Consider the following 20,057-nt stretch of genomic DNA (forward strand, 5'->3'; position numbering starts at 1 on the left):
GCGCCCGGGGTCAACACCTTCAGGGCTGCTGTTCGTCGTTATATTGGTTTTGCCACATCGCAGCATAGCGGCCATTGGCTGCCAGCAAGGCTTCATGCCGTCCGCGCTCAACGATTTCACCGGCCTCCAGCACGATAATTTCATCGGCATCCACTACCGTCGATAAACGGTGCGCAATCACCAGCGTGGTGTGGTCACGGCTCACTTCACGTAAGTGCGACTGGATTTCGCGTTCGGTCTGGGTATCCAGCGCGCTGGTAGCTTCGTCGAAAACCAGGATCGCCGGATTTTTCAGAATGGTACGAGCAATTGCCACCCGTTGCTTTTCACCGCCGGACAGCTTAAGCCCACGCTCCCCCACCCGGGTTTGATAGCCGTCGGGCAGGCTGACGATAAACTCATGTATATGCGCCAGCCTGGCGGCCCGCTCGATCTCGTCCTGGCTCGAGCCGGTTTTACCGTAGCCAATGTTGTAGCCCAGGGTATCGTTAAACAGTACGGTGTCCTGCGGCACGATGCCGATCGCCGCGCGCAGGCTGGCCTGTTTCAGGCTGCGGATATCCTGGCCGTCAATCGAGACCGAGCCACCGCTCACGTCATAGAAACGAAACAGCAACCGGGACAGCGTGGACTTGCCCGCCCCCGAAGCTCCGACCACCGCGACCGTGTTACCGGCCGGAATAGTGAAGCTGACGTTTTTCAGGATCGGCCGACGCGCATCATAGCCAAAGCTGACCGAGTCAAAACTCACCTCGCCAGCAGCCAGGTGCAGCGCCTTCGCATCCGGCCGATCGACGATCTCCTGCTCTTCCTGCAACAAATCGAACATGTTTTCCATATCGATCAGCGCCTGCCGGACCTCGGCATAAATAAAACCGAAGAAATTCAGCGGCTGATAGAGTTGCAGCAGATAGGCATTCACCAATACAAAGTCACCAATCGTCATGCGCCCTTGCACAATACCCTGCGCCGCCATCGCCATCATCACAATCAGGCCGATGGAAATAATGGCAGTTTGCCCGAGGTTCAGAGCGGTAAAACTGAACTGGTTCTTGATGGCGGCATATTCATACAGCCGGCGCGACATATTAAAACGCTCGGCCTCGAAGTCTTCGTTACCGAAGTATTTTACCGTCTCATAATTGAGCAGGCTGTCGATAGATTTGGTATTGGCATCGGCATTCGCCTGATTAAGCTCGCGCCGAAAGCGGCTACGCCAACTGACCGCCATCACGGTAAACAGGATATAGCAGCCGACCGTCAGCAAAATGGCCAGTGCAAACCAACCGTTTAACAGATGCCACATGATCACCGCGACCAGGGTGATCTCGAACAAAATGGGGAAAATGGAGAACAGCAGCCGCGAAAGCACCGTTGCCACCGCCTGGGTACCGCGTTCGATCGATAACGATAACCCGCCGGTTTGGCGCTCCAGGTGAAAGCGCAGGCTCAGCGCGTGCAACTGTCTGAAAACCCGCAGCCCCAGTAATCGGGTGGCATTCTGGCTGACATGCACAAACATCACGTTGCGTAATTCTTCAAATAACGCCCCACCGATACGGGCGACGCCATAGGCCAAAATCAATCCTATGGGGATGGCCAGCATTTTGGCGGTTTCGCCACTCAGGGCGTCGATCATCGCTTTGTATGCCAGCGGCACCAGCGTGATACTGACCTTGGATATCACCATGAAAGCAAAGGCAATAACCAGGTAATAACGCAGTTTAGGGTTATCTTTAGGCCAAAGATAAGGCAGCAGAAATTTCAGTAAGCGGGAAGGAGCCATCATCGGATATCTATTATCTCGGTCAGCATATCGGCATCGGTTTTATCTCTATTCTGGCACGTATGCCATGAAAAACCTTACGTAATCCACCTGCGAGGCTCTTTTTGGTACCGGAGGAAAAACACCGCAGCCATGCATCATCCTCAAGGCGGCGTGTTCCACTATACTCAGTGGTGAACAGTACAGGACATTCAAAACAAGGGAGTTACATCATGCTAAATATGAATCATCTTCATTCGTTGAACATCGACGAACAGAGCCTAAAGAAACAACGCACCCCGCTGTTAATCATCTCGCTACTGCTGTTACTGGGCGGCCTTTTCTGCCTGTTCAGCCCCTTCGCCTCCGGCGCGGCGATCAGTATGGTCGTGGGGATTTTCTTGTTGCTGAGTGGATTCGGTCTGATTTTCGCCATGGTTGCCAACCGGTTGCAAAATACCTGGCCGATGATCGGCGGCATTCTGCTCGGGGTGGCTTACCTGATTATCGGCTACGTTTTTATCACCAACCCGGCGGTGGGCATTTTCGCCATGGCAATTTATCTCGCCGCTTTGTTTGCGCTGGGTGGGATTGCTCGTCTGATCGCCGGCTATAAGCTGCGTGAAATTAAAGGAAGCTGGTTGCAATTGGTGATTGGCGTTCTGGATTTGGCGATTGCCTGGCTGCTGCTGAGCGCCGATCCCGTGACGTCGGTGGTGTTGGTGACCACCATTGTCGGCATTGAAATGCTGTTCAGCTCTTTCAGCCTGTTCCAGGTTGCCCGACTACTGAAACGGGCGTGATCCCGCAGCGGAGCCACCCGGCTCCGCTTTTTGGTTGCCAAACCGCCTGATGACATCGGGACATCAACGACAAACAGCCCGACTAAGAGTAAAGTTTCACCCAATACAGGTTCAACTATCCCCCTGACGAAAGATTGAAGTGAGATGATAACGCTATGGAATTCAAGGACTACTATGCCATTTTAGGGGTTAAGCCGGCGGACGATCTCAAGGCAATCAAAACTGCCTATCGCCGACTGGCACGAAAATATCACCCCGACGTCAGCACCGAATCGAATGCCGAGGAACAGTTCAAACTGGTCGCCGAAGCCTATGAAGTGCTGAAAGACGACGAACGCCGCGCCGAATATGATCAACTGCGAGAGCACCGCAACGATCCCAATTTTGGCCGCCAGACGCAGCATGGCAGTGCTCATAACGCCGAAGATTTTTCCGATATTTTCTCCTCCATGTTCGGCGAACATGCCCGTGGCCAACAACATCGTCAACGACGTCAGGGCATGCGTGGCCAGGATGTTGAAATGGAAGTGGCTATCTTCCTGGAAGAAACCCAGGCCGAGCAAACCCGTACCATTCGCTATAGCCTGCCGGTATATAACGCTTTCGGCATGGTGGAGCAGGAAATTCCTAAAACCCTTAATGTGAAAATCCCCGCCGGCGTTGGCGATGGCGAACGCATTCGTCTTAAGGGCCAGGGCGGACCAGGAACTGACGGTGGTGCCAGCGGCGATCTCTATCTGATCATCCGCATTGCTCCGCATCCATTGTTCGACATCGTCGGTCACAATCTGGAGATCGTGCTGCCAGTCGCCCCGTGGGAAGCCGCACTCGGCGCCAAAGTACCGGTACCCACACTGAAAGACAGTATCCTGTTGACCATTCCTGCCGGTAGCCAAACCGGGCAGCGCTTGCGCATCAAGGGAAAAGGCCTGGTCGGCAAAAAAGAAACCGGGGATTTGTATGCCGTGATCAAGGTCATGATGCCACCGAAGCCGGACGAAAAAAGCGCCGCGCTGTGGCAACAGTTGGCAGAAGCCCAGCAGAGCTTCGATCCGCGCAAAGACTGGAGTAAGCAAAATGGCTAACGTAACAGTAACTTTCACCATTACCGAGTTTTGCCTGCATACCGGCGTTTCACAGGATGAGCTGACGGAAATTGTCGGGCTGGGTGTGATTCAACCGCGCGATCCCGAGACTGAAGACTGGATCTTTGACGATCGTGCATTAATCACCTTCCATCGCGCTGAGCAGTTGCATCGCGAGCTGGCTCTGGATTGGCCCGGAATTGCGGTAACGCTGACGCTGCTGGAAGAAATTGAGCATTTACGTAAAGAGAACAGTCAATTACATCAACGGCTGGCCCGCTTTATCGCTAAGCCCTGATAGCATCAAAACCAGCCCGTTGCTTCTGCAGCGGGCTATGTCAGACACTGCCATTCTCTGCTGTTCCACTATAATTTTGTTTTCATTAATTAATTAAAAAATAAGTTTTACCCTACCGCCACTGTACGAATTTCAAGCATAATAAACCTCCTAAAACTCAAGATTTGAGGCTGAAAAATAAGCGTTCCATGATGCTTAGTCGATGATTATTATGAATACTGTTAATAAAGACATGTCATTAAAAACATGTTATTAAAAACAGTATTGACACCCCTTAAAAAACCAGTAGATTAGTAATCATCAACAGCGTAATAATAGCTTGTTGATAAAGGTAAAAGTATTGAAGTTTAGTTATTACAGTTATTTTTGCGATAAAGGCCACGAAGTATTTTTTGTATGGACATCAGTATCGAGATAAGCAACATTCTCTATTGATGACGCTTTCAGGCCATGTAGTCAGTACCTACAATCGCAGGGTGTGTACCAACACGCGATGATGTAAGGCCATGTTCTAATTGTTTTTTGTTTGCGATTCTTCAGTTTAGTGCAACAGATCGCAATAGAAGTGAGGCCACGCATCAAAGAGTCTATATCGCGAGGGGAGATGTACCTGGTTAAGCCATCAATCTTTGAATATCTATTAGGATTGATGATAAACGTAAACTGGTAAATATAGGGGAGGTTTTAGTTCGCCCAATATTATCTGTGATAAACATGTACATTTAATGGTAGTACCTTAGCAGTAAGAAATCAGTAAGTTCATTAATGTTAAATTTGAAGTCGATAGTACCTTAAAAGCCCTGGCAACCATTGTCAGGGCTTTTATCTTTTATGCATCAGCCACATGACGATAAAAGATGCCTGCCACACAGCCTGAGTCCTGTCATTATCCCTCATGCGGCACCAAGGAAATATTGGCCTGCCAATGACATTAAGGAAATTAATCCTTGCTTAATAAATCAAACCAAGCCTACTATGGCGGCATCGGTTTGGAACACAGACCTTATGAAAGCAGTTTTAGTAAAGCAGTTCTCAGTTCAAGCGTTATCTCTAGATACCCTTCTTCATGAGCCTCCTCCTAAGTGCCCCATAAGTAAAAATCTGCAAAACAGGCCATGTTCGCCACGTTGAGTGGCTCAAAAAATGAAAAGGATATATCTATGTCTAACAAAATGACTGGTTTAGTAAAATGGTTTAACGCTGACAAAGGCTTCGGCTTTATCACTCCACAAGATGGCAGCAAAGATGTCTTCGTACATTTCTCCGCCATCCAGAGCAGCGATTTTAAAACCCTGGATGAAGGTCAGAAAGTAGAGTTCTCGATTGAGAACGGCGCTAAAGGCCCATCTGCTGTTAATGTTATCGCGCTTTAATCGCCGATAACCTCACTAAGACTTACGATAGCGATGAAGGCACCAGCCTGAGCAGTTAAGCATTAGTGATAAAAAACCCGCGTTGAGCGGGTTTTTTGCATTTCACATCTAAGAAAAATAGTGACTCATCAACAAACAATATTATCCAGCGCTACGCCCCCCGTTATAAGAACCCGTAGGCCGCGGCCAGCACCCAACCCATCACGCAGGATACGGAAACCCCGATCAAACCCACCATGATGAAACTGTGGTTGATGACGAACCGTCCGATGTTGGTTGTCCCGGAGCGATCGAACTGAATAGCCGCCAGATCGCTTGGGTAGGTGGGTAAAATATAGTAGCCATAACAAGCGGGAGCAGAAGCTACGATATAGGCCGGATCAACACCGATAGCCAATGCGACAGGGACGATGGCTGCAAGTGCAGCAGCCTGGGAGTTAACAAACTTGGAAACCAGCAGCAAAATGATAGCGTAGGCCCAGGGATACTCTTTAACCAGGGTTCCCAGTACGGACTTTATCTCTTCCAAATGCGCACCAAACATGGTTTCGGCCATCCAGGCAATACCGTAAACCGCCACTATGGCAATCATGCCTGAACGGAAAACCTCGTTTTTTGAGATATTGGCCGGATTCGTTTTGGTCGCGATAATAATTACTGCACCTGCACACAGCATAAACATCTGGATGACCAATACCATGGAAAGTGGTTTTCCATTAATTAATGGCCGTAGTTCAGAAAAAGCGCCCAATAGCGCAACAATAGCTATGGTAGCCAGAAAAATCCACATTGCCACCCAGTTGCTGGTGGGCAATTTCTTATCCAGTAATGTTGCCGTTTCGCCATAAACGTATTTATAGTTTTCTGGGTCTGAAATGAAGTTTTGGAACTTTTCATCCTTATCCAGATCCTTACCCCGGAACCAACTGAATATACCAATAGCCAGAATGCCGCACAGGGTCGAGGGAATAGTAATGGCCAGCAGATCGAGAAACTCGAGGTGCTTGCCATTGAAGGTAAAATTACCCAACATGGCGACCAGCGACACCACAGCGACGGATACCGGGCTGGCTATAATGCCCATCTGTGCCCCGATAGAACTGGCCGCCATCGGCCTTTCCGGGCGAATGTTATTCTTGATTGCCACATCATAAATAATCGGCAAAATGGTGTATACCACATGCCCGGTACCGCAAAGAATGGTCAGGATGCAGGTCACAAAGGGAGCGACGATGGAAACATATTTAGGATTGCGGCGCAGCATACGCTCGGCAATCTGCAGCATCACGTCAAGCCCACCGGATGCCTGCAACGTCGCCGATGCGGCCACCACGGCGATGATAACCAGCATAACGTCAACCGGCGGTTTTCCGGGCGGTAAATGAAAAACGAAAACCAGGATGATTAATCCAATACCGCCGAGCAGCCCCAGTGCAATCCCACCTTTTCTGGCTCCATAAAAGAGACAGATCAGTATGACAATAAGTTGAATGGTAAATAACATGCTAACCTCATTATTATTGTTAAGAAGGTTAATAGTTAACTTATTTTCATTTCCATTGAGGGATAGCGATCACAAACAGATGGTTTTTTAAGTTAAAAAAACACCAGGGGAAATAACTTGAACTCAGCTTGTTTAAATAAAGTTATTATTGTTTTTGTTTTGTAAAAAAATGGAAATTGATTATCATCAACTTCGGTAAATAAATATAGCTATAAATTTCCCTTAAGACTGCCGACAATGCCGGCAGTGATTAATTAAACGTCGGGGCAATGTTGTTTCAGCCATCCCCGAACATCCGTCACTACAATACCCTGCCGAGCATTGTAGGTTTTCGCTTTATCCCAGGAGACACCATCAGCACGGGCAAACGCCAGTCGGTAGGCCGCAGTGAGACTTTCAGGTGACGCAGTCACAGCATCTTGCAAAGCCTGATGATCCTCGACCACCAGCGTATAAGCACATCGGTCATGCTCACCAAGCAGTTCAGCCAACTGACGGTAAGTAATGCTATCCCCTGCGATATAAATAATGTCATTGTCTATCCGTGGCCGCTGGAAGAAAATCTTCGCCGTCAGTCGACCAATATCTTCGGGCGTGGTCAGGGTGACCGAATAGTCAGCACTCCCCGGTACATTAACCCTGTGGAGCTCCCGCTCAACCACCCCAAAGCCGGGGTCGAAAAGATAGCTGGTGAACATTCCGGTCGATACGATGACCCAATTTGTCCTCTGCTGCGCACGTAACAGACTCCGCACGGCAAGCTGTTCATCCCATACCGGTTGGCCGCTTCCCATGCCGATACGATCGTAATCGACGCCAAACTGCCAGGGGAAATAACGGGCCACCCCGGCTAACAGAACCGCACGAGTAATTTTAAGCTGTGTTCCTTTACCACCGACAAATCCACTACAGTTTATGACGGCGTCATACTTGGCAAAAACCGTTGCCAGTTCTTGTTCCGATTGCAGGCTAAAATCGGCGGTAACGATATTAATCCCCCATGCTTCGAGCTGCCTTTGACGCAACAGGTTTTCCTGCGAGGTATTGCCCAGTGATAAAGGCCGCAGCAGTACCGTCAGTTCGATATCAGGCCGCCGTTTCTTCTCCCTCACAAATCCGTTCAACATGGCCATGCCAAGTTCTCCGGCCCCCAGAATCAGGATATTAGATATTTGACGACTATTTGAGATGCTCATACTCTCTCCTGCTGTATTGGTCGCCATATCCTGTCAGCCTGATAGCAGGGGAGCAATCAGGCACACCGTTGATACTGTGAGGATGAAATGAAACTCAACGACGAACAAAAAACAAAATTTGCCGCGATATGCAGTGCGCTCAGCGATGAAGATGATGGCTTAAAACGAGAAGTATTGGCGCATACCGGCAACCGTTGGTCTCTGAGTATCATCTATACGCTGGGCACCCATGGGCCTTTACGTCATGCGGAACTGGGCCGGGCGCTATCCGGTGTAACACAACGCATGCTGACAAGAACACTGCGCCATTTGGAGCGTGACGGATTGATTACTCGTCACGACTACCAACAAAAATACCCGCATCCTCACGTTGAATATCAATTAACCCCAATTGGCGAAGGCGTGCTGATTAATATGCTGCCAATGTGGGAATGGATCCTGTCAAACATGGCTGAGATCCGGGATTCCCGTAGCAAATTTATGGCGGGAGCTATGGATGTTCAAGGTGAAAACACAGCGACACAATTAGGATTTTTACCCAAAAAACAGTTTTAGATTCAATGTGATTAGGATTCATCTTAAAATACACCTGGCATATTTATGGATATTAAATGCCAGGGAACAGGATGAACAAAAAGGAGCCTAAACCCGATTATCAGGTTGAATATGGCGAAGAATGGAAACCGGAAAAAACCTCCAAATGGTTTTGGATCCTGCTGATCGCCATCATCGGTGCTCTGGTCGCCATTTCGTGAAGCGCGGCCTCCCGGTCAATGAGAAGAAATAAAATCTGAAGGGGTCACTGGCGCAGGCAACGAAAAGTTGTGCCTCATACGCTCAACTTCATTAAGCGGCGTTAGTCCGAACAGACGTTTAAACTCACGACTAAACTGAGAAACGCTTTCATACCCCACCCGCACGCAGGCGGCTGAAGCGGAGAGATTATTTCGCAGCATCAGCAATCTGGCCTGATGCAGTCGCGTAGACTTAAGATATTGTATCGGCGTGGTATTGGTCACAGTTTTGAAATGGCTATGGAATGTTGGCAGGCTCATACCCGCCTCTTTCGCCAGCGCATTCACATCCAGATGCGAGTCATATTCAGCGTGCAATTTTCGCAGCGCTTTCGCCACTTTGCCAAACTGCCCTTGGGTGGTCAGCGCATTTCGCAACATCTGCCCCTGCGCCCCGGTCATTACGCGGTAATAAATTTCCCGCATCATCGCCGGCCCCAATATCTCGGCATCCAGCGGTGAAGCCATGACCTGTAAAAAACGTAAAACCGAACGGCTTATTGCGTCATCCATCGGACTCGAGACCATACTTCGTGGCGGCTCGCTGAGCGCCGGAGCGCGATCGTCGAGTTGCAACATCAACTGAGCGGCCAAACTGAAATCCAACCGCATGTAAATCGCCAGCATCGGCTCGGAAGCACTGGCATCCGTTTCCATGGTAAAGGGCACCGGAACCGAGACCATCAGATAATGCTGCGCATCATACAAATAGACATCGTTCCCCAAAAATCCGCGTTTTCGCCCCTGCACCACAATGACGATCCCCGGTTCATATAAAACCGGCGTGCGCATCAGCGGACGGTTGGAGCGTAAAAAACGCACGTCCGCCAGGGCGGTTAGGTTGTAGCCTTCACGCGGTGTCAACCGATCCAAAAGCTCAATCATCTGGTCCGTAACCGTTGGCATGAAGAAGGTCATAGGCATCTGAAAAGAGAAGTGGGAAGTCATTGAAGTGTGACACTCAGCGTCATCCTCGTCCAGACAGCTCAGAGGAATAGGCAAACATCAGAGAGGATCTGGGCTACGGATTTTATCCTGTCCCCCCTATTCTGCTTCTCCACATTACTGAGGAGAGTGCCATGAACCATTCAAAATTATTTTTCATCACCGGAGTCAGCAGCGGTTTAGGTCGCGCACTGGCAGAAGAAGCGCTTAAAGCGGGGCACCGCGTGGTCGGAACACTACGCAACCAGCAGGCCAAAGATGAATTCGAAACCCTGGCGCCGGGCCGCTGCTTTGGCCGCATTCTCGATGTCTCTCACTTTGCTGCGGTTGCCCCACTGGTCGATGCCGTAGAGCAGGAACTGGGGGCTGTCGACGTTCTGGTCAATAATGCCGGTTATGGCCACGAAGGGATTATGGAAGAATCGCCGCTGAGTGAAGCTCTCCACCAATTTGAGGTCAACGTGTTTGGTGCAGTGGCCGTAATTAAAGCCATCCTGCCTTATTTTCGGGCGCGCCGGGCCGGCCATATTCTCAATGTGACCTCCATGGGCGGCTTCATTACCCTGCCGGGGATCAGCTACTATTGCGGCAGCAAATTTGCCTTGCAGGGAATTTCAGAAACGCTGACCAAAGAACTAAAGCCCTTTAATATTGCGGTCACCGCCATTCAGCCCGGCTCTTTTCGAACCGACTGGGCCGGGCGCTCGATGGTGCGTTCACCACGCAGCATCAGTGATTACGATCAGAGTTTTGGACCGATCCGTGAAACACGCGAAAAACGCAGCGGCCATCAACCCGGCGATCCGGTTAAGGCCGCCAAAGCCATCCTGCAACTCATCAACAGCCCAGCCCCACCTGCATCACTGCTGCTGGGCAGCGACGCCGTCATGTATGTCAGAGAAAAACTGCACCAAATGAATACCGATATCGATGCTTGGGAAACCCTTAGCCGCTCAACCGACAGCTAATACTGTCTGCGTTCATTCTTGTTTACAGCAACATATCGCTTGAAGGTAGTCGGCGCTGGCTAAAAATTGCGTTGGCAATAGTGTCGACTACAATTCAATCGAAATACCTCCCTACAAAGTCAGTCTTGATTCATATTTGAGGTGATTATGTTACATAAACACGAAAACGTAATAAGTATGACTGCACTTAGCCACCAGGCCACCCAACAATTAATGCCGTCGTTTTCTGGCTTGCCGCATACACAACACGCCGACGGCAAGTACCGTTTGCGCCGCTATTCGGTCGTCAAACATATCAATGGTCATGTGGTAGAAATTGGTCCGCGCAATTTCGTTCAGTCTGATGAAATCAACCACTTTCAGGGCAACGTAGTGCGCCGTTTCGAACCGATTGACGATGCCGTACTGCAAAGCGCCGCTATGGAAGAAATGTGCAATCTGTTTGCTGAAAGCAATGATTTACCTGAAGGAACGGAAATAGAAATTCATCAGATGCGCGTGGTCGCTATTGATAATGAAACGCAGGTGGCGCCGGAAGGGATCCATCAGGATGGTTTTGACCATATAGCGATGATTGGTATTCATCGGCAAAATATTGTCGGCGGCGAGATCATGCTATACGCCGATAATCACCAGCCCCCGTTCTTTAAAAAAGTGTTGGCGGACGGCGAAGCCGTTTTGTTGGCGGACAGTAAGCTATGGCATAACGCCACGCCGATCAGCGCCATTGTCCCGGAACAAGAAGGGCATCTTGACCTGTTTGTTCTGACCGCACGAGGGGAGAAAGCATGACATTTACTCCCGAACTCGCCCGGGCTCAGTTTAGTGCGCTGACCCAACACCATGATGACAAACCCGTTATCTTTTTCGATGGGCCTGGCGGTTCTCAGGTTTCGCAAGGGGTGCTGGAGAAAATGACCCACTACCTGGGGAAATATAACGCCAATCTGGGCGGACATTATTTTTCCAGCCATAAAACAACCGAGGTGATGGATCATGCAAGGGAATCGGTGCGCGCCTTCTTGAATGCACCCTCGCCCGATAATATCGTTTTTGGCATGAACATGACCTCGCTGACGTTCCACCTCAGCCGCATCATTAGCCGTAGTTGGCAAGCCGGGGACGAAATCATCGTTACCGAGCTGGATCACTACGCCAATGTCTCCAGCTGGCAGCAGGCGGCAAATGACAAGCAAGTCACCGTGCATCAAATCCCCCTGCAACAAGCGGATTGTTCTTTGGATACCGCCCGGCTTTGCGAAAAGATTACCGCCAAAACTCGCCTGGTCGCAGTCAGCTATGCGTCTAATGTTACGGGCAGCATCGTCGATATTAAAGCCATCACCGAAGCCGCCCACCGGGTCGGCGCGCAGGTTTATGTCGACGCAGTGCATTATGCTCCGCATAACCTGATCGATGTGCAGGCGCTGGGTTGCGACTTTCTGGTGTGTTCTGCCTATAAATTCTTTGGCCCGCATATCGGCATGGCCTATATCGCGCCGCAATGGTTGCAACGGCTGCAGCCCTATAAAGTCGAGCCGGCCACCGACATCGGCCCAGGCCGTTTTGAGACCGGCACCCAAAGTTTCGAAGGGCTGGCCGGTGTAACGGCGGCGATTGACTACCTGGCGCAATGGGGCACAGCAGGCGCTCCTTTAAGGCAGCGTTTACAGGAAAGTTTTGCCGACTATCACCGTCATGAAGAGAATCTGTGCAGGTACTTTTTGCAACGCTTATCGCAAATCGATGATGTACAACTCTACGGTTCACCCCTGGCGGATCCCCAACGCCGGACGCCCACGTTTGCATTGACCTTTAAGCGGCATTCGCCTGAACAGGTTGCCCGCAGGTTAGGCCAACACAATATCTGCGTCGGCAGCGGACACTTCTATGCACTGGGGTTAATTCGACGGTTGAACCTGCAGGACAGCGGCGGCGTGCTGCGCATTGGGATGATGCATTACAATACTCTGCAAGAAATCGATACTTTGTTTGAGATACTTGCCAGCGGAAGGTAGTGACAGGAAGTTTTGGAGCGGGTGAAGGGAATCGAACATAGGTACTTCCCGAACTACCGGTAAGTGCCTAATCCCATTGCTGATGCGGTGAATACTACATCAGAGAATGGGATAACGCTATGGGTAACAGTGCGAGAAATCAGTACCTGTACAGACACGAATCCGGTATTTGGATGTTTCAAATAGCAGTGCCTCAGCATATGCGACATTTAACAAATGGCCGGAGGCTGTTCAGGAAAAGCACTGGTCAGCGTGACGTTCAGAAAGCCCGAACAGTGCGCGACCGATTAGTTGTTGAATGGAACCACGTAAAAGAAAAACACGCTGTTGATACCGAAACTATAACGTTAAATCGCGCCATCAATGCAGTACAGCAACTGGGACAAGTATCAGCAGCGGCTTCCGGTAATCAGGTAATGCTTCGAGCGGTTACTTCCGAATACCTCGCTGAATACAAGAAAACACGCAGCCCCAGCACCATCAGTAAACACGCTCTAGCAGTGCGACTCCTGCTCGAACATTTAACCGTTGCTGATACCGAGATAACCGGAATCACCCGGACTGCAGTTACGCAGTTCATCCGCACGTTAAAACCCAAGAAATCCGCCCAGACAATCCAGAACTACCTGTCCGGCCTGAACTCGGTGTATGAGTACGCCCGCCGCTGTTATGACGATATCCCCGCCGCCTCACCGTTCACAGGACATCGACTTGAGGCGAAGCAGACAGTTAGCAGTTACCAGCCGTTCACGCAGGTAGAGATTACAACCCTTCTCGCTCATGCTGAGGAAGAACTTCATGACGTTATTTTTATTGGCCTGTACTCAGGAATGCGTCTGAATGAAATTGCCTCTCTCGGTGTTGACGACGTGTCAGAAGTCGACAGTGTGAAGTGCTTCCGTGTTCAGGTAGCCAAAACAAAAGCAGGCGTTCGATTGGTGCCAATTCATCCCGCTTTGATAGGCATCATCGAGAAGTACAAACAGTTGAATGCTCAGGGGCAGCATGGGCAGTACTTGCTGCCTAAAGCAAACGCCATCAAGAGGGCAGATGCCAAGCGCGGGCCGTGGTTTAGTCAGCAGTTCACCCGCCTACGAAATAAGGTGCTGCCGAACGCTACAGACCGGCAATGCTTCCACAGCCTACGGGGAATGTTTATCACCAGTTTGGACAGACACAACATAGACGACAGCCGGATAGCCGCGCTTGTAGGTCACACACAGCGAACCATGGCGAAACAGGTTTATAGTCAAGGAGTTGAACTTGAAGAGTTAAGTAAGATCATAGAGTTAGTGAATTATCAGGGCTTGTAGTTCAGCATTCAGTAATACACTGAAAATCTTACATAGCTTTACCCACATTCTTCTTGATCTTATTGCTGGGTAGACATACAGTTAACACAACATGTAGTGTTAATATTTAAATATAGACACCACATGCAAGTAATTCGTACCCTAAACAACGATAAGGTCATAGAAATGGCAAACAGCAAACAAACCTCTAAATCAGTAGCCTCAACGGCTGCACAAACACTGAAAAACCCTAACGCATCAGCAATTCAAAAAAGCTTAGCTGGTTCGGCCTTGGCTCAATCAGGTACAAGCAAACAGACTGGCGCTTCAATGGAATCAAAGGCTTCAGCAGCTTTAGATAATCCTCGTTCCGCAGCTCTTACACGTACCCTTGCCGGAACTGTTGTTTCACAGTCAGACAAGAAACGCTAAGTAATACATACTCTAAGGGCGGCTTTCGTCGCCTTTTTCCTGCCTCTCTGCATGATTCCCCTCGCCCAACACATTAAGCGGTGCTCCTAATCATACCTGACAACCCAACCACCCAAGCACGACTAACATCACCAACTGATCACTTTGGCCGATCGATGTGGCGAAATTGATCTACAAAACCAATTATCAATCACCCCTCATAGCTGCCAGAATGACAAGATGTGTGCTGGGTGAGATTGATGAAATGCACAGACAAATTATTTAATGCACAGATGGAACAATAACGACCTCGCTACATGTGCCCAGTACCTTCGTGAACGATCTCCGAAGGCCGCTACAGTTCGCTCTAAACGCGCGTCTGAATTTCAACTCTTAGGAAAACCGATGACAAGCACCAACAATACAGAAGGGAACTACCCCGAGCTAGACAGAGAAAACAGTTCTCAGGATTGGGACATAATGATTATTTCAGAGCGCTTTGATAACTCGGGTAATATAATCGATGGTTATCGAGAGTATCAATCAATTGCTGAGAATGAACAATGAAAATAGCAATAATTTCAGCATCCACAGCTATTACAGCAATCGTTATATCAATCACTGTAATATCGACATCAGCACCGCCATACATACCAGCACATAGAGAAGACCCTACTTATTATGTAAAGCAAGGCATGGATACTTTAGAATTCAATAAAGTACCGATAAAGAGATTTAACAGCTGGATTTACAGTGAGGGCTGCGTACTTAAAGTTAATAATAACTTCGCCGTTGCGACACCAGAGTCCTGTATTAAATTATTCGACCAGACTGTCATTCAGTTTGATAAAGTGTTTCCGTCAAAGCCGAGAGAGTTTGTTATCAATGGTGCCAACGTTGGAGAATGTTCTAATAATCAAAATCCCCGGTGTCGCAAACTACAATAACTAGAGTGGTACTATCCATGACAAGCGAAACCGCCGTGCAACTGTACACGTACGGTCTGTATCATTCTTGTCAGTGTTTCCAAGTTGCTTGAACGAACCCGCCAGCGAGCGCCATTAGATTGCACCTGCGCTTGGTATGCTCTGCCAACAACGGTAATCCCTTTCGGCAGTGCCGCAGAACCCGACCTTTTACGGGTGTTCCGGTTGTTCTCAGCGCGAGTACAAAGCCGCAGGTTCTCCAACCTGTTGTTTCCTCGGTTGCCGTCAATGTGGTCAATACATAGCCCTGCCGGGATTTCTCCATTCAACAGCCACCACAGCACGCGATGCGCAGCTAGTTTCTTACCTTTAACCTGCACAGACCAGTAACCATCTTTACCAAGTGTACCGGCAATACCTCCAGCCTTAACACGATTAGCCAACGGACGTCGCCATGCTAGACCACTCGGGGAAGTAGCATCAGGCGCAAGCGCATTCTGAATCAGATACTCAATTTCTTGCGGGAAAGTACCCATGCTACCTCTCAGATTTCACGTAGCAGCGCCCTGCTGCGTTCACTAGGGTTCATCGCATCGATAGCAGTCAGCTTCAGGGCAGAGATGCGTACGGTCTTGGCGCGGGATGTCAAATGCTGCACCAGTGCCACAGGGGGCTGCTTCTGCCCACCCTGTACGATGGCTGTGAGCAATTGAATCTCGCGAGTCAGCTCAAGGTGTTCCCGCACAATCTCCGCAGGCACGTACTGGAATTCTCGGTCGATGTCGTACCCAAACCCCAACTCCATAACGTCCCGCCAACCGGTATGAACATGAACCTCGTAGTTCATCGGCTGTAGGTGCTGCTGCCGGAACAGCTCTCGTTCCTCACCGGGAAAGAACACCGTACATGGCGAGCCAGCAACCGGACCAGTATCACCACCTGTTCGATGGCGCAGACCAGAAGGAGAATCAGCGGCTAGCGTGAACTGCTCATCGATAGGTTTAATCCCAGGAATTTCTTTGTAGAACATATCGCCTCCTTTACAGGGCTTGACCAGCAACAGAGTACAGCGCCTGTAAAGAAGTCCTGATAGTGCTGGCGTGCCACAGGACACCGTCCAATCCGATAACGTAACAGCCCGGCTGAGCTTTCTTCTCACAGCCTGCGGGGTCGCCTGCGTTCCGGCTGCGGGTGCCAACTCCCCTGTTCCACTCCTTCCAGACCAATCCGGATGGGGAATTATCACTCAGAGCCAGTGCAGCATTGAAGCGTGCGGCCTGTCGGATTGATACCGTGCGGCGGGGTTGTTTACGGCGGGGCCTAGGCGCAGCACTGGCGTCCGCACCAGCGCCGGTATTAAATTGGGTCATTATTCCTCCACACCCAGCGCGTAGCCGGGGACGATTAAAGGGGCAAGTCTGGTGCAGGGGTCAGCCGCAACACGGCGTGAACGTACTCCCAGATAGCCTTAAAGGCAGGGTCTTGTTTACATAGATTTCGAACGGTGAAGGCGTCAGATTCATGCACAGAAATAACCACAGTTACACCCGCTAGGTTCTTCCCGATAAAGTCGCCATCACGAAATACCCAGCCCCCACAACGGATTTCGCCAAACTTGCGGATTCTGTCTCTCAGGTCGCGTTGATACATCAGCGACTGCCTGCGGGCTTGGTACTCGGCTGAACGTTCTTCCGACAGTGGCGTGTACACCGAGCCGACGCCCTCGATAATCGTGAAACACAACGGGATGCGTTGCCCTGCACAGAAAGCGCAGGCTAGGTTCCTCGTGTAACGCTCGCTGTTGCCACAGGTGGGGCAAGCCCACCCGTGCTGATAAAAGCGTTTACGTCCATCTAGCACTGCTGAATATCGCTCTGGATTGTTTTTCTGGATGCTTCGCAGGCGGGGCTGATATTCGGCGTACCCCAGTCGCATTAGCTGGAGTTCGCGATTGGTAGGGTGTTTACCATTCGGCAATGGGTTACGACTGGAGTTCATCAGCGAACACCTCCCCGATAATTGGCTTGCCACGGGCCTGAATGTTCCGCACGCGGTTAACCTGTTCACGCTGCTCCAGAGCGATTGCACGGGCCGCAGTGGATACCTGAATCGGGTACCAGCCTGAGTCAGTCCATACGCTCAGAATCCACTTACCGCCCGGCTGCACAGCCATATTAAAGCTAGAACCCTCGGGGGAGTTCTTCACATTTCCGAGAGGCAGACTGAAAGTGCAGCCCGATGGTGAATCCGCCTGCTCAGCCCATGCATCCGCTGCGGTGCGATAATCAGCCCCCACGGCAGGGAGTACGCCGGTGAGGTCTACCCCGGCCATCTGCGCAGCCATGTTCGGCTTGCCATCGGCCAGCATATCCAGCAGTGACTGCACTTCAGTTTCACTGAAACGCTTACGCAGGGCGTGCAGGTGCATGAACCCATCGGCCACCAACTTATAATCAGCAGCTAGCTTATCTGCGGCAGCGGCACGGGCCGAGCGCCCAACCTCGAGGATTCGGTCACGCTTATCACGGCACATCTTGTTGGCCATCTCAGCGCCGATAATCCCAAGTAGAGAATCGATATCCGCCAACGATTGAACATGCCAACCGCGGGTAATATCGCGGACGTCTAACGCAACTCGTGAATGGGCACTTGCTCGGTACTGGAAAGATAATTCATCGGCAGAGTACTGCACCGCCTGTAACGGCTCAGGAAGATCCTGGATCGTCTCTGCGGCCTGCACGGTACCAGCGTATTCAAGAACAGCCAGAACAGCACCACGATCCATTGAGAGCGCCTCATGGGCGTTGGTAGGCATACCCTGCTTAGGTGTTGCCTCATCCGGGGTTGTTGCTTCTGCAGTCGGGGATGGAACCCCGGGGACATCCAGCACGGTAACTCGCAGGGCAGGTGCTGCATCAGTTGAAGCTGGCTTAATTTTATTGGTCATTGTATCTCCTACTTGGTTTTAATTCGTTATTTCGTATAGGTTTATTGGCTGGCGCTACCAGTACCGGTTAGGCTTACTCAACATCACGCAGGGCTTCCAATGCTTCGCCCCACTTCGCGCCCTCAGTACTACCTGTGCGCCCATCGGCTGAGCCTGTCTTGGCGTACAACGCCACCATTCGGGCATCAGCGCCAGAGAGTTCACGCTCACCAATCAACTGATTTAGCGCCTGTTGATACAGGGCGTGCTGGTTAGCATTGGCACCACGCATTCGCTGGCCTAGGTCGTGTAACACCTGCCGCTCCTGATGGCTGAAGCTGGAGCCTGCGGAACTTGAACTGTCGGAACGAGATGAGCCAGAGCCACTGGAACGGGCTACTGATTGCGGGCCTTTTTGATAGTGCTGGTTGAAGCTGTCGGATATGTTACTTTTTGATTTAAACATTGAGTTGAAATTGCTCATGCTTGGCTCCTCGTAGATAAATTGAATAGATGGATTCTGAAACCCGATTAAATAGGAACGCCCTAACCCAAGGCTAAAGTGATACTGGAAAGAACCGGTCGGGGCAGGTTGTTATTATTCTGGGGAGGGATTTTCTGGTGCAGGGATGGAAGAATTACATATATATTTATATATAAGACTTTTGGCCTATTTTAGGTGTACGCAACTGTACGCAAATCGCGTACAGCTACTTAACCCATCGCTGAATAGTGCTACGGCTACGGCCTGTGGCTTTCGCAATCGCACCGAGCGACTTCCCATCCGCGTGCATACTGCGAGACAGTTCTCGCGGGTCTTGCCCGGCATCTTCGATGGCGTGGCGTTTTTCAGTGTTCTCCTTGAACGCTTCCAGCTCTTTCAGGCGCGATTCCATATCCTGCATGCGCTGCTCATGCTCATTCAACTTACGGACAACCATAGCGGCATTCTGGAGGCTCTGTAGACCGGAACTGATAGTATCGGCATCCATACGAATAGGGTTCCCTTGCTTTTGAGCGGTAACAACTGCGGGGTGACTAGCGTTTGCCTTGAGGGCCTTTTTCATGCGCTTGCGCTGCTGAGGTCTGCTCATCACGGGCTTTACATCCTTTCCGGGTAACAGGTTGCGTACAATATTAATGCTGGGTTGTGGCTCACCAGAGTGGTAAACATCCAGCGAAGACCTCACTGCGTGGGTTACTTGGCTTTGCTTTAGGCTGACGCGGTTAGGGTTCTGCATCGCCAACTTACGTATAGTAGCCTCTGCGCGTAGCTTGTCCGCTACAGCCGCTTTCATGTCGGAGCTTGAATGCGTCGCTCGGTAGCGTTCGTACGATTGTTTAATTGAGGGGGCTTGCATATCGTTATGAGATGGCACCCAACCATTCTGAAACATACCCCAGTATGTGGCGTCTATTTGGTTCAGCTCTGGCGGAGTGTTATTACCGCCGAATTGTTCAGGTAATTCTTTATCATCAAACATTCTTTCTCCTATATTGAGCCTACTCAGGCGTTATTTATCGCACCACGTGATGAAGTGGTGTGTTTAGGTTTAAGCAGGCTGTATTATTTTGTAGAAGAAAGATTATTCATATTGTGCCTCAAGGGAAAGCATAATATGAATATTCTCTCGATGATTTTTGGCAGTCACTTCCCCCATCTCCCTTAGAGTGGTCATCTTAATTGCTATTACTAGCGAAGCCCGCTCTCATAGCGGTGTGAGTTATTACTTCTCATCTCCCTTAGAGTGCA

Annotated in this window: 23 protein-coding genes; 13 read left to right on the forward strand and 10 right to left on the reverse strand. The window is 50.2% G+C overall.

What is annotated here, in order from left to right; all coding sequences use genetic code 11:
- Positions 1 to 19: 19 nt before the first annotated feature.
- Positions 20 to 1,786 (reverse strand): ABC transporter ATP-binding protein/permease, encoded by a 1,767-nt coding sequence (locus M2406_RS23435; RefSeq protein ID WP_026142513.1) that lies wholly within the window; start codon positions 1,784 to 1,786, stop codon positions 20 to 22.
- A 212-nt stretch (positions 1,787 to 1,998) separates the two neighbouring features.
- Here M2406_RS23435 and M2406_RS23440 point away from each other — a divergent pair, with 212 nt between their 5' ends.
- From M2406_RS23440 to cspA, 4 genes are all read left to right on the forward strand, one after another.
- Positions 1,999 to 2,568 (forward strand): HdeD family acid-resistance protein, encoded by a 570-nt coding sequence (locus M2406_RS23440; RefSeq protein WP_259191582.1) that lies wholly within the window; start codon positions 1,999 to 2,001, stop codon positions 2,566 to 2,568.
- 155 nt (positions 2,569 to 2,723) lie between these two features.
- On the forward strand, positions 2,724 to 3,653 hold the full coding sequence (gene cbpA / locus M2406_RS23445; protein WP_012146563.1) for a curved DNA-binding protein: 930 nt from the start codon (positions 2,724 to 2,726) through the stop codon (positions 3,651 to 3,653).
- The gene (cbpM, locus tag M2406_RS23450; protein ID WP_012146564.1) at positions 3,646 to 3,951 is read left to right on the forward strand and encodes a chaperone modulator CbpM; all 306 of its coding nucleotides are present in this window, start codon (positions 3,646 to 3,648) and stop codon (positions 3,949 to 3,951) included. Before cbpA ends, cbpM begins: the two co-directional genes overlap by 8 nt.
- Before the next feature lie 1,160 nt (positions 3,952 to 5,111).
- Positions 5,112 to 5,324, forward strand: coding sequence for an RNA chaperone/antiterminator CspA (gene cspA, locus M2406_RS23455; RefSeq protein ID WP_012146565.1), 213 nt, complete (start codon positions 5,112 to 5,114; stop codon positions 5,322 to 5,324).
- Positions 5,325 to 5,487: 163 nt separating this feature from the next.
- Here the strand turns inward: cspA and M2406_RS23460 are convergent, their stop codons facing one another.
- Both M2406_RS23460 and M2406_RS23465 read right to left on the reverse strand, forming a co-directional pair.
- Entirely contained in the window at positions 5,488 to 6,828 is a 1,341-nt protein-coding gene (locus tag M2406_RS23460) for an anaerobic C4-dicarboxylate transporter (RefSeq protein ID WP_012146566.1), read from the reverse strand.
- Between the two features lie 254 nt (positions 6,829 to 7,082).
- Positions 7,083 to 8,024, reverse strand: a complete 942-nt coding sequence (locus M2406_RS23465) for an aromatic alcohol reductase (RefSeq protein WP_259191583.1) — start codon at positions 8,022 to 8,024, stop codon at positions 7,083 to 7,085.
- An 87-nt stretch (positions 8,025 to 8,111) separates the two neighbouring features.
- On the opposite strand from M2406_RS23465, the gene M2406_RS23470 reads away from it, so the two are divergent.
- On the forward strand, positions 8,112 to 8,579 hold the full coding sequence (locus M2406_RS23470; RefSeq protein WP_112363203.1) for a helix-turn-helix domain-containing protein: 468 nt from the start codon (positions 8,112 to 8,114) through the stop codon (positions 8,577 to 8,579).
- A gap of 71 nt (positions 8,580 to 8,650) precedes the next feature.
- Positions 8,651 to 8,779 carry a hypothetical protein gene (locus tag M2406_RS23475; protein ID WP_256138119.1) on the forward strand — a complete coding sequence of 43 codons (129 nt, stop codon included), beginning with the start codon at positions 8,651 to 8,653 and terminating at the stop codon, positions 8,777 to 8,779.
- Positions 8,780 to 8,794: 15 nt separating this feature from the next.
- Here the strand turns inward: M2406_RS23475 and M2406_RS23480 are convergent, their stop codons facing one another.
- Positions 8,795 to 9,736 (reverse strand): AraC family transcriptional regulator, encoded by a 942-nt coding sequence (locus M2406_RS23480; protein ID WP_135344976.1) that lies wholly within the window; start codon positions 9,734 to 9,736, stop codon positions 8,795 to 8,797.
- A gap of 161 nt (positions 9,737 to 9,897) precedes the next feature.
- Between M2406_RS23480 and M2406_RS23485 the strand changes: the two genes are divergently transcribed.
- From M2406_RS23485 to M2406_RS23515, 7 genes are all read left to right on the forward strand, one after another.
- Positions 9,898 to 10,731, forward strand: coding sequence for an oxidoreductase (locus M2406_RS23485; protein ID WP_259191586.1), 834 nt, complete (start codon positions 9,898 to 9,900; stop codon positions 10,729 to 10,731).
- Between the two features lie 177 nt (positions 10,732 to 10,908).
- On the forward strand, positions 10,909 to 11,523 hold the full coding sequence (locus M2406_RS23490) for a 2OG-Fe dioxygenase family protein (RefSeq protein WP_259191587.1): 615 nt from the start codon (positions 10,909 to 10,911) through the stop codon (positions 11,521 to 11,523).
- The gene (locus M2406_RS23495; protein ID WP_259191589.1) at positions 11,520 to 12,749 is read left to right on the forward strand and encodes a cysteine desulfurase-like protein; all 1,230 of its coding nucleotides are present in this window, start codon (positions 11,520 to 11,522) and stop codon (positions 12,747 to 12,749) included. The genes M2406_RS23490 and M2406_RS23495 overlap by 4 nt, the downstream gene beginning before the upstream one ends.
- Positions 12,750 to 12,868: 119 nt before the next feature.
- Positions 12,869 to 14,062 carry a site-specific integrase gene (locus tag M2406_RS23500; protein WP_259191592.1) on the forward strand — a complete coding sequence of 398 codons (1,194 nt, stop codon included), beginning with the start codon at positions 12,869 to 12,871 and terminating at the stop codon, positions 14,060 to 14,062.
- A gap of 165 nt (positions 14,063 to 14,227) precedes the next feature.
- Positions 14,228 to 14,473 (forward strand): hypothetical protein, encoded by a 246-nt coding sequence (locus M2406_RS23505; RefSeq protein WP_259191647.1) that lies wholly within the window; start codon positions 14,228 to 14,230, stop codon positions 14,471 to 14,473.
- A gap of 384 nt (positions 14,474 to 14,857) precedes the next feature.
- Positions 14,858 to 15,019 (forward strand): hypothetical protein, encoded by a 162-nt coding sequence (locus tag M2406_RS23510; protein WP_174574723.1) that lies wholly within the window; start codon positions 14,858 to 14,860, stop codon positions 15,017 to 15,019.
- Positions 15,016 to 15,399 carry a hypothetical protein gene (locus tag M2406_RS23515; protein WP_259191593.1) on the forward strand — a complete coding sequence of 128 codons (384 nt, stop codon included), beginning with the start codon at positions 15,016 to 15,018 and terminating at the stop codon, positions 15,397 to 15,399. Before M2406_RS23510 ends, M2406_RS23515 begins: the two co-directional genes overlap by 4 nt.
- 11 nt (positions 15,400 to 15,410) lie before the next feature.
- Here M2406_RS23515 and M2406_RS23520 read toward each other — a convergent pair whose 3' ends face one another.
- The 6 genes from M2406_RS23520 to M2406_RS23545 form a co-directional block, all read right to left on the reverse strand.
- Positions 15,411 to 15,914: an HNH endonuclease gene (locus M2406_RS23520; RefSeq protein ID WP_259191595.1), complete on the reverse strand. Its 504-nt coding sequence runs from the start codon at positions 15,912 to 15,914 to the stop codon at positions 15,411 to 15,413.
- An 8-nt stretch (positions 15,915 to 15,922) separates the two neighbouring features.
- Complete coding sequence (locus tag M2406_RS23525; protein WP_259191596.1) at positions 15,923 to 16,408, reverse strand: hypothetical protein; 486 nt, start codon at positions 16,406 to 16,408, stop codon at positions 15,923 to 15,925.
- Positions 16,409 to 16,782: 374 nt separating this feature from the next.
- Positions 16,783 to 17,376, reverse strand: coding sequence for a hypothetical protein (locus tag M2406_RS23530; protein WP_259191598.1), 594 nt, complete (start codon positions 17,374 to 17,376; stop codon positions 16,783 to 16,785).
- Positions 17,360 to 18,325, reverse strand: a complete 966-nt coding sequence (locus M2406_RS23535; protein WP_259191599.1) for a hypothetical protein — start codon at positions 18,323 to 18,325, stop codon at positions 17,360 to 17,362. Before M2406_RS23535 ends, M2406_RS23530 begins: the two co-directional genes overlap by 17 nt.
- Positions 18,326 to 18,398: 73 nt before the next feature.
- Positions 18,399 to 18,788: a hypothetical protein gene (locus tag M2406_RS23540; RefSeq protein WP_259191600.1), complete on the reverse strand. Its 390-nt coding sequence runs from the start codon at positions 18,786 to 18,788 to the stop codon at positions 18,399 to 18,401.
- Between the two features lie 226 nt (positions 18,789 to 19,014).
- A complete protein-coding gene (locus M2406_RS23545; protein WP_259191601.1) occupies positions 19,015 to 19,788 on the reverse strand; it encodes a helix-turn-helix domain-containing protein in 774 nt (257 codons plus the stop codon).
- Between the last annotated feature and the right edge of the window lie 269 nt (positions 19,789 to 20,057).

The organism is Serratia sp. BIGb0163 (assembly GCF_024809935.1).
In the GTDB taxonomy this organism is placed as follows: Bacteria; Pseudomonadota; Gammaproteobacteria; order Enterobacterales; family Enterobacteriaceae; genus Serratia; species Serratia quinivorans.

Excerpts from the sequence above, each read along its gene's own strand:
- M2406_RS23435 (WP_026142513.1), bottom strand. The coding sequence starts at position 1,786 with ATGGCTCCTTCCCGCTTACTGAAATTTCTGCTGCCTTATCTTTGGCCT.
- M2406_RS23440 (WP_259191582.1), top strand. The coding sequence starts at position 1,999 with ATGCTAAATATGAATCATCTTCATTCGTTGAACATCGACGAACAGAGC.
- cbpA (WP_012146563.1), top strand. The coding sequence starts at position 2,724 with ATGGAATTCAAGGACTACTATGCCATTTTAGGGGTTAAGCCGGCGGAC.
- cbpM (WP_012146564.1), top strand. The coding sequence starts at position 3,646 with ATGGCTAACGTAACAGTAACTTTCACCATTACCGAGTTTTGCCTGCAT.
- cspA (WP_012146565.1), top strand. The coding sequence starts at position 5,112 with ATGTCTAACAAAATGACTGGTTTAGTAAAATGGTTTAACGCTGACAAA.
- M2406_RS23460 (WP_012146566.1), bottom strand. The coding sequence starts at position 6,828 with ATGTTATTTACCATTCAACTTATTGTCATACTGATCTGTCTCTTTTAT.
- M2406_RS23465 (WP_259191583.1), bottom strand. The coding sequence starts at position 8,024 with ATGAGCATCTCAAATAGTCGTCAAATATCTAATATCCTGATTCTGGGG.
- M2406_RS23470 (WP_112363203.1), top strand. The coding sequence starts at position 8,112 with ATGAAACTCAACGACGAACAAAAAACAAAATTTGCCGCGATATGCAGT.
- M2406_RS23475 (WP_256138119.1), top strand. The coding sequence starts at position 8,651 with ATGAACAAAAAGGAGCCTAAACCCGATTATCAGGTTGAATATGGCGAA.
- M2406_RS23480 (WP_135344976.1), bottom strand. The coding sequence starts at position 9,736 with ATGACCTTCTTCATGCCAACGGTTACGGACCAGATGATTGAGCTTTTG.
- M2406_RS23485 (WP_259191586.1), top strand. The coding sequence starts at position 9,898 with ATGAACCATTCAAAATTATTTTTCATCACCGGAGTCAGCAGCGGTTTA.
- M2406_RS23490 (WP_259191587.1), top strand. The coding sequence starts at position 10,909 with ATGACTGCACTTAGCCACCAGGCCACCCAACAATTAATGCCGTCGTTT.
- M2406_RS23495 (WP_259191589.1), top strand. The coding sequence starts at position 11,520 with ATGACATTTACTCCCGAACTCGCCCGGGCTCAGTTTAGTGCGCTGACC.
- M2406_RS23500 (WP_259191592.1), top strand. The coding sequence starts at position 12,869 with ATGGGTAACAGTGCGAGAAATCAGTACCTGTACAGACACGAATCCGGT.
- M2406_RS23505 (WP_259191647.1), top strand. The coding sequence starts at position 14,228 with ATGGCAAACAGCAAACAAACCTCTAAATCAGTAGCCTCAACGGCTGCA.
- M2406_RS23510 (WP_174574723.1), top strand. The coding sequence starts at position 14,858 with ATGACAAGCACCAACAATACAGAAGGGAACTACCCCGAGCTAGACAGA.
- M2406_RS23515 (WP_259191593.1), top strand. The coding sequence starts at position 15,016 with ATGAAAATAGCAATAATTTCAGCATCCACAGCTATTACAGCAATCGTT.
- M2406_RS23520 (WP_259191595.1), bottom strand. The coding sequence starts at position 15,914 with ATGGGTACTTTCCCGCAAGAAATTGAGTATCTGATTCAGAATGCGCTT.
- M2406_RS23525 (WP_259191596.1), bottom strand. The coding sequence starts at position 16,408 with ATGTTCTACAAAGAAATTCCTGGGATTAAACCTATCGATGAGCAGTTC.
- M2406_RS23530 (WP_259191598.1), bottom strand. The coding sequence starts at position 17,376 with ATGAACTCCAGTCGTAACCCATTGCCGAATGGTAAACACCCTACCAAT.
- M2406_RS23535 (WP_259191599.1), bottom strand. The coding sequence starts at position 18,325 with ATGACCAATAAAATTAAGCCAGCTTCAACTGATGCAGCACCTGCCCTG.
- M2406_RS23540 (WP_259191600.1), bottom strand. The coding sequence starts at position 18,788 with ATGAGCAATTTCAACTCAATGTTTAAATCAAAAAGTAACATATCCGAC.
- M2406_RS23545 (WP_259191601.1), bottom strand. The coding sequence starts at position 19,788 with ATGTTTGATGATAAAGAATTACCTGAACAATTCGGCGGTAATAACACT.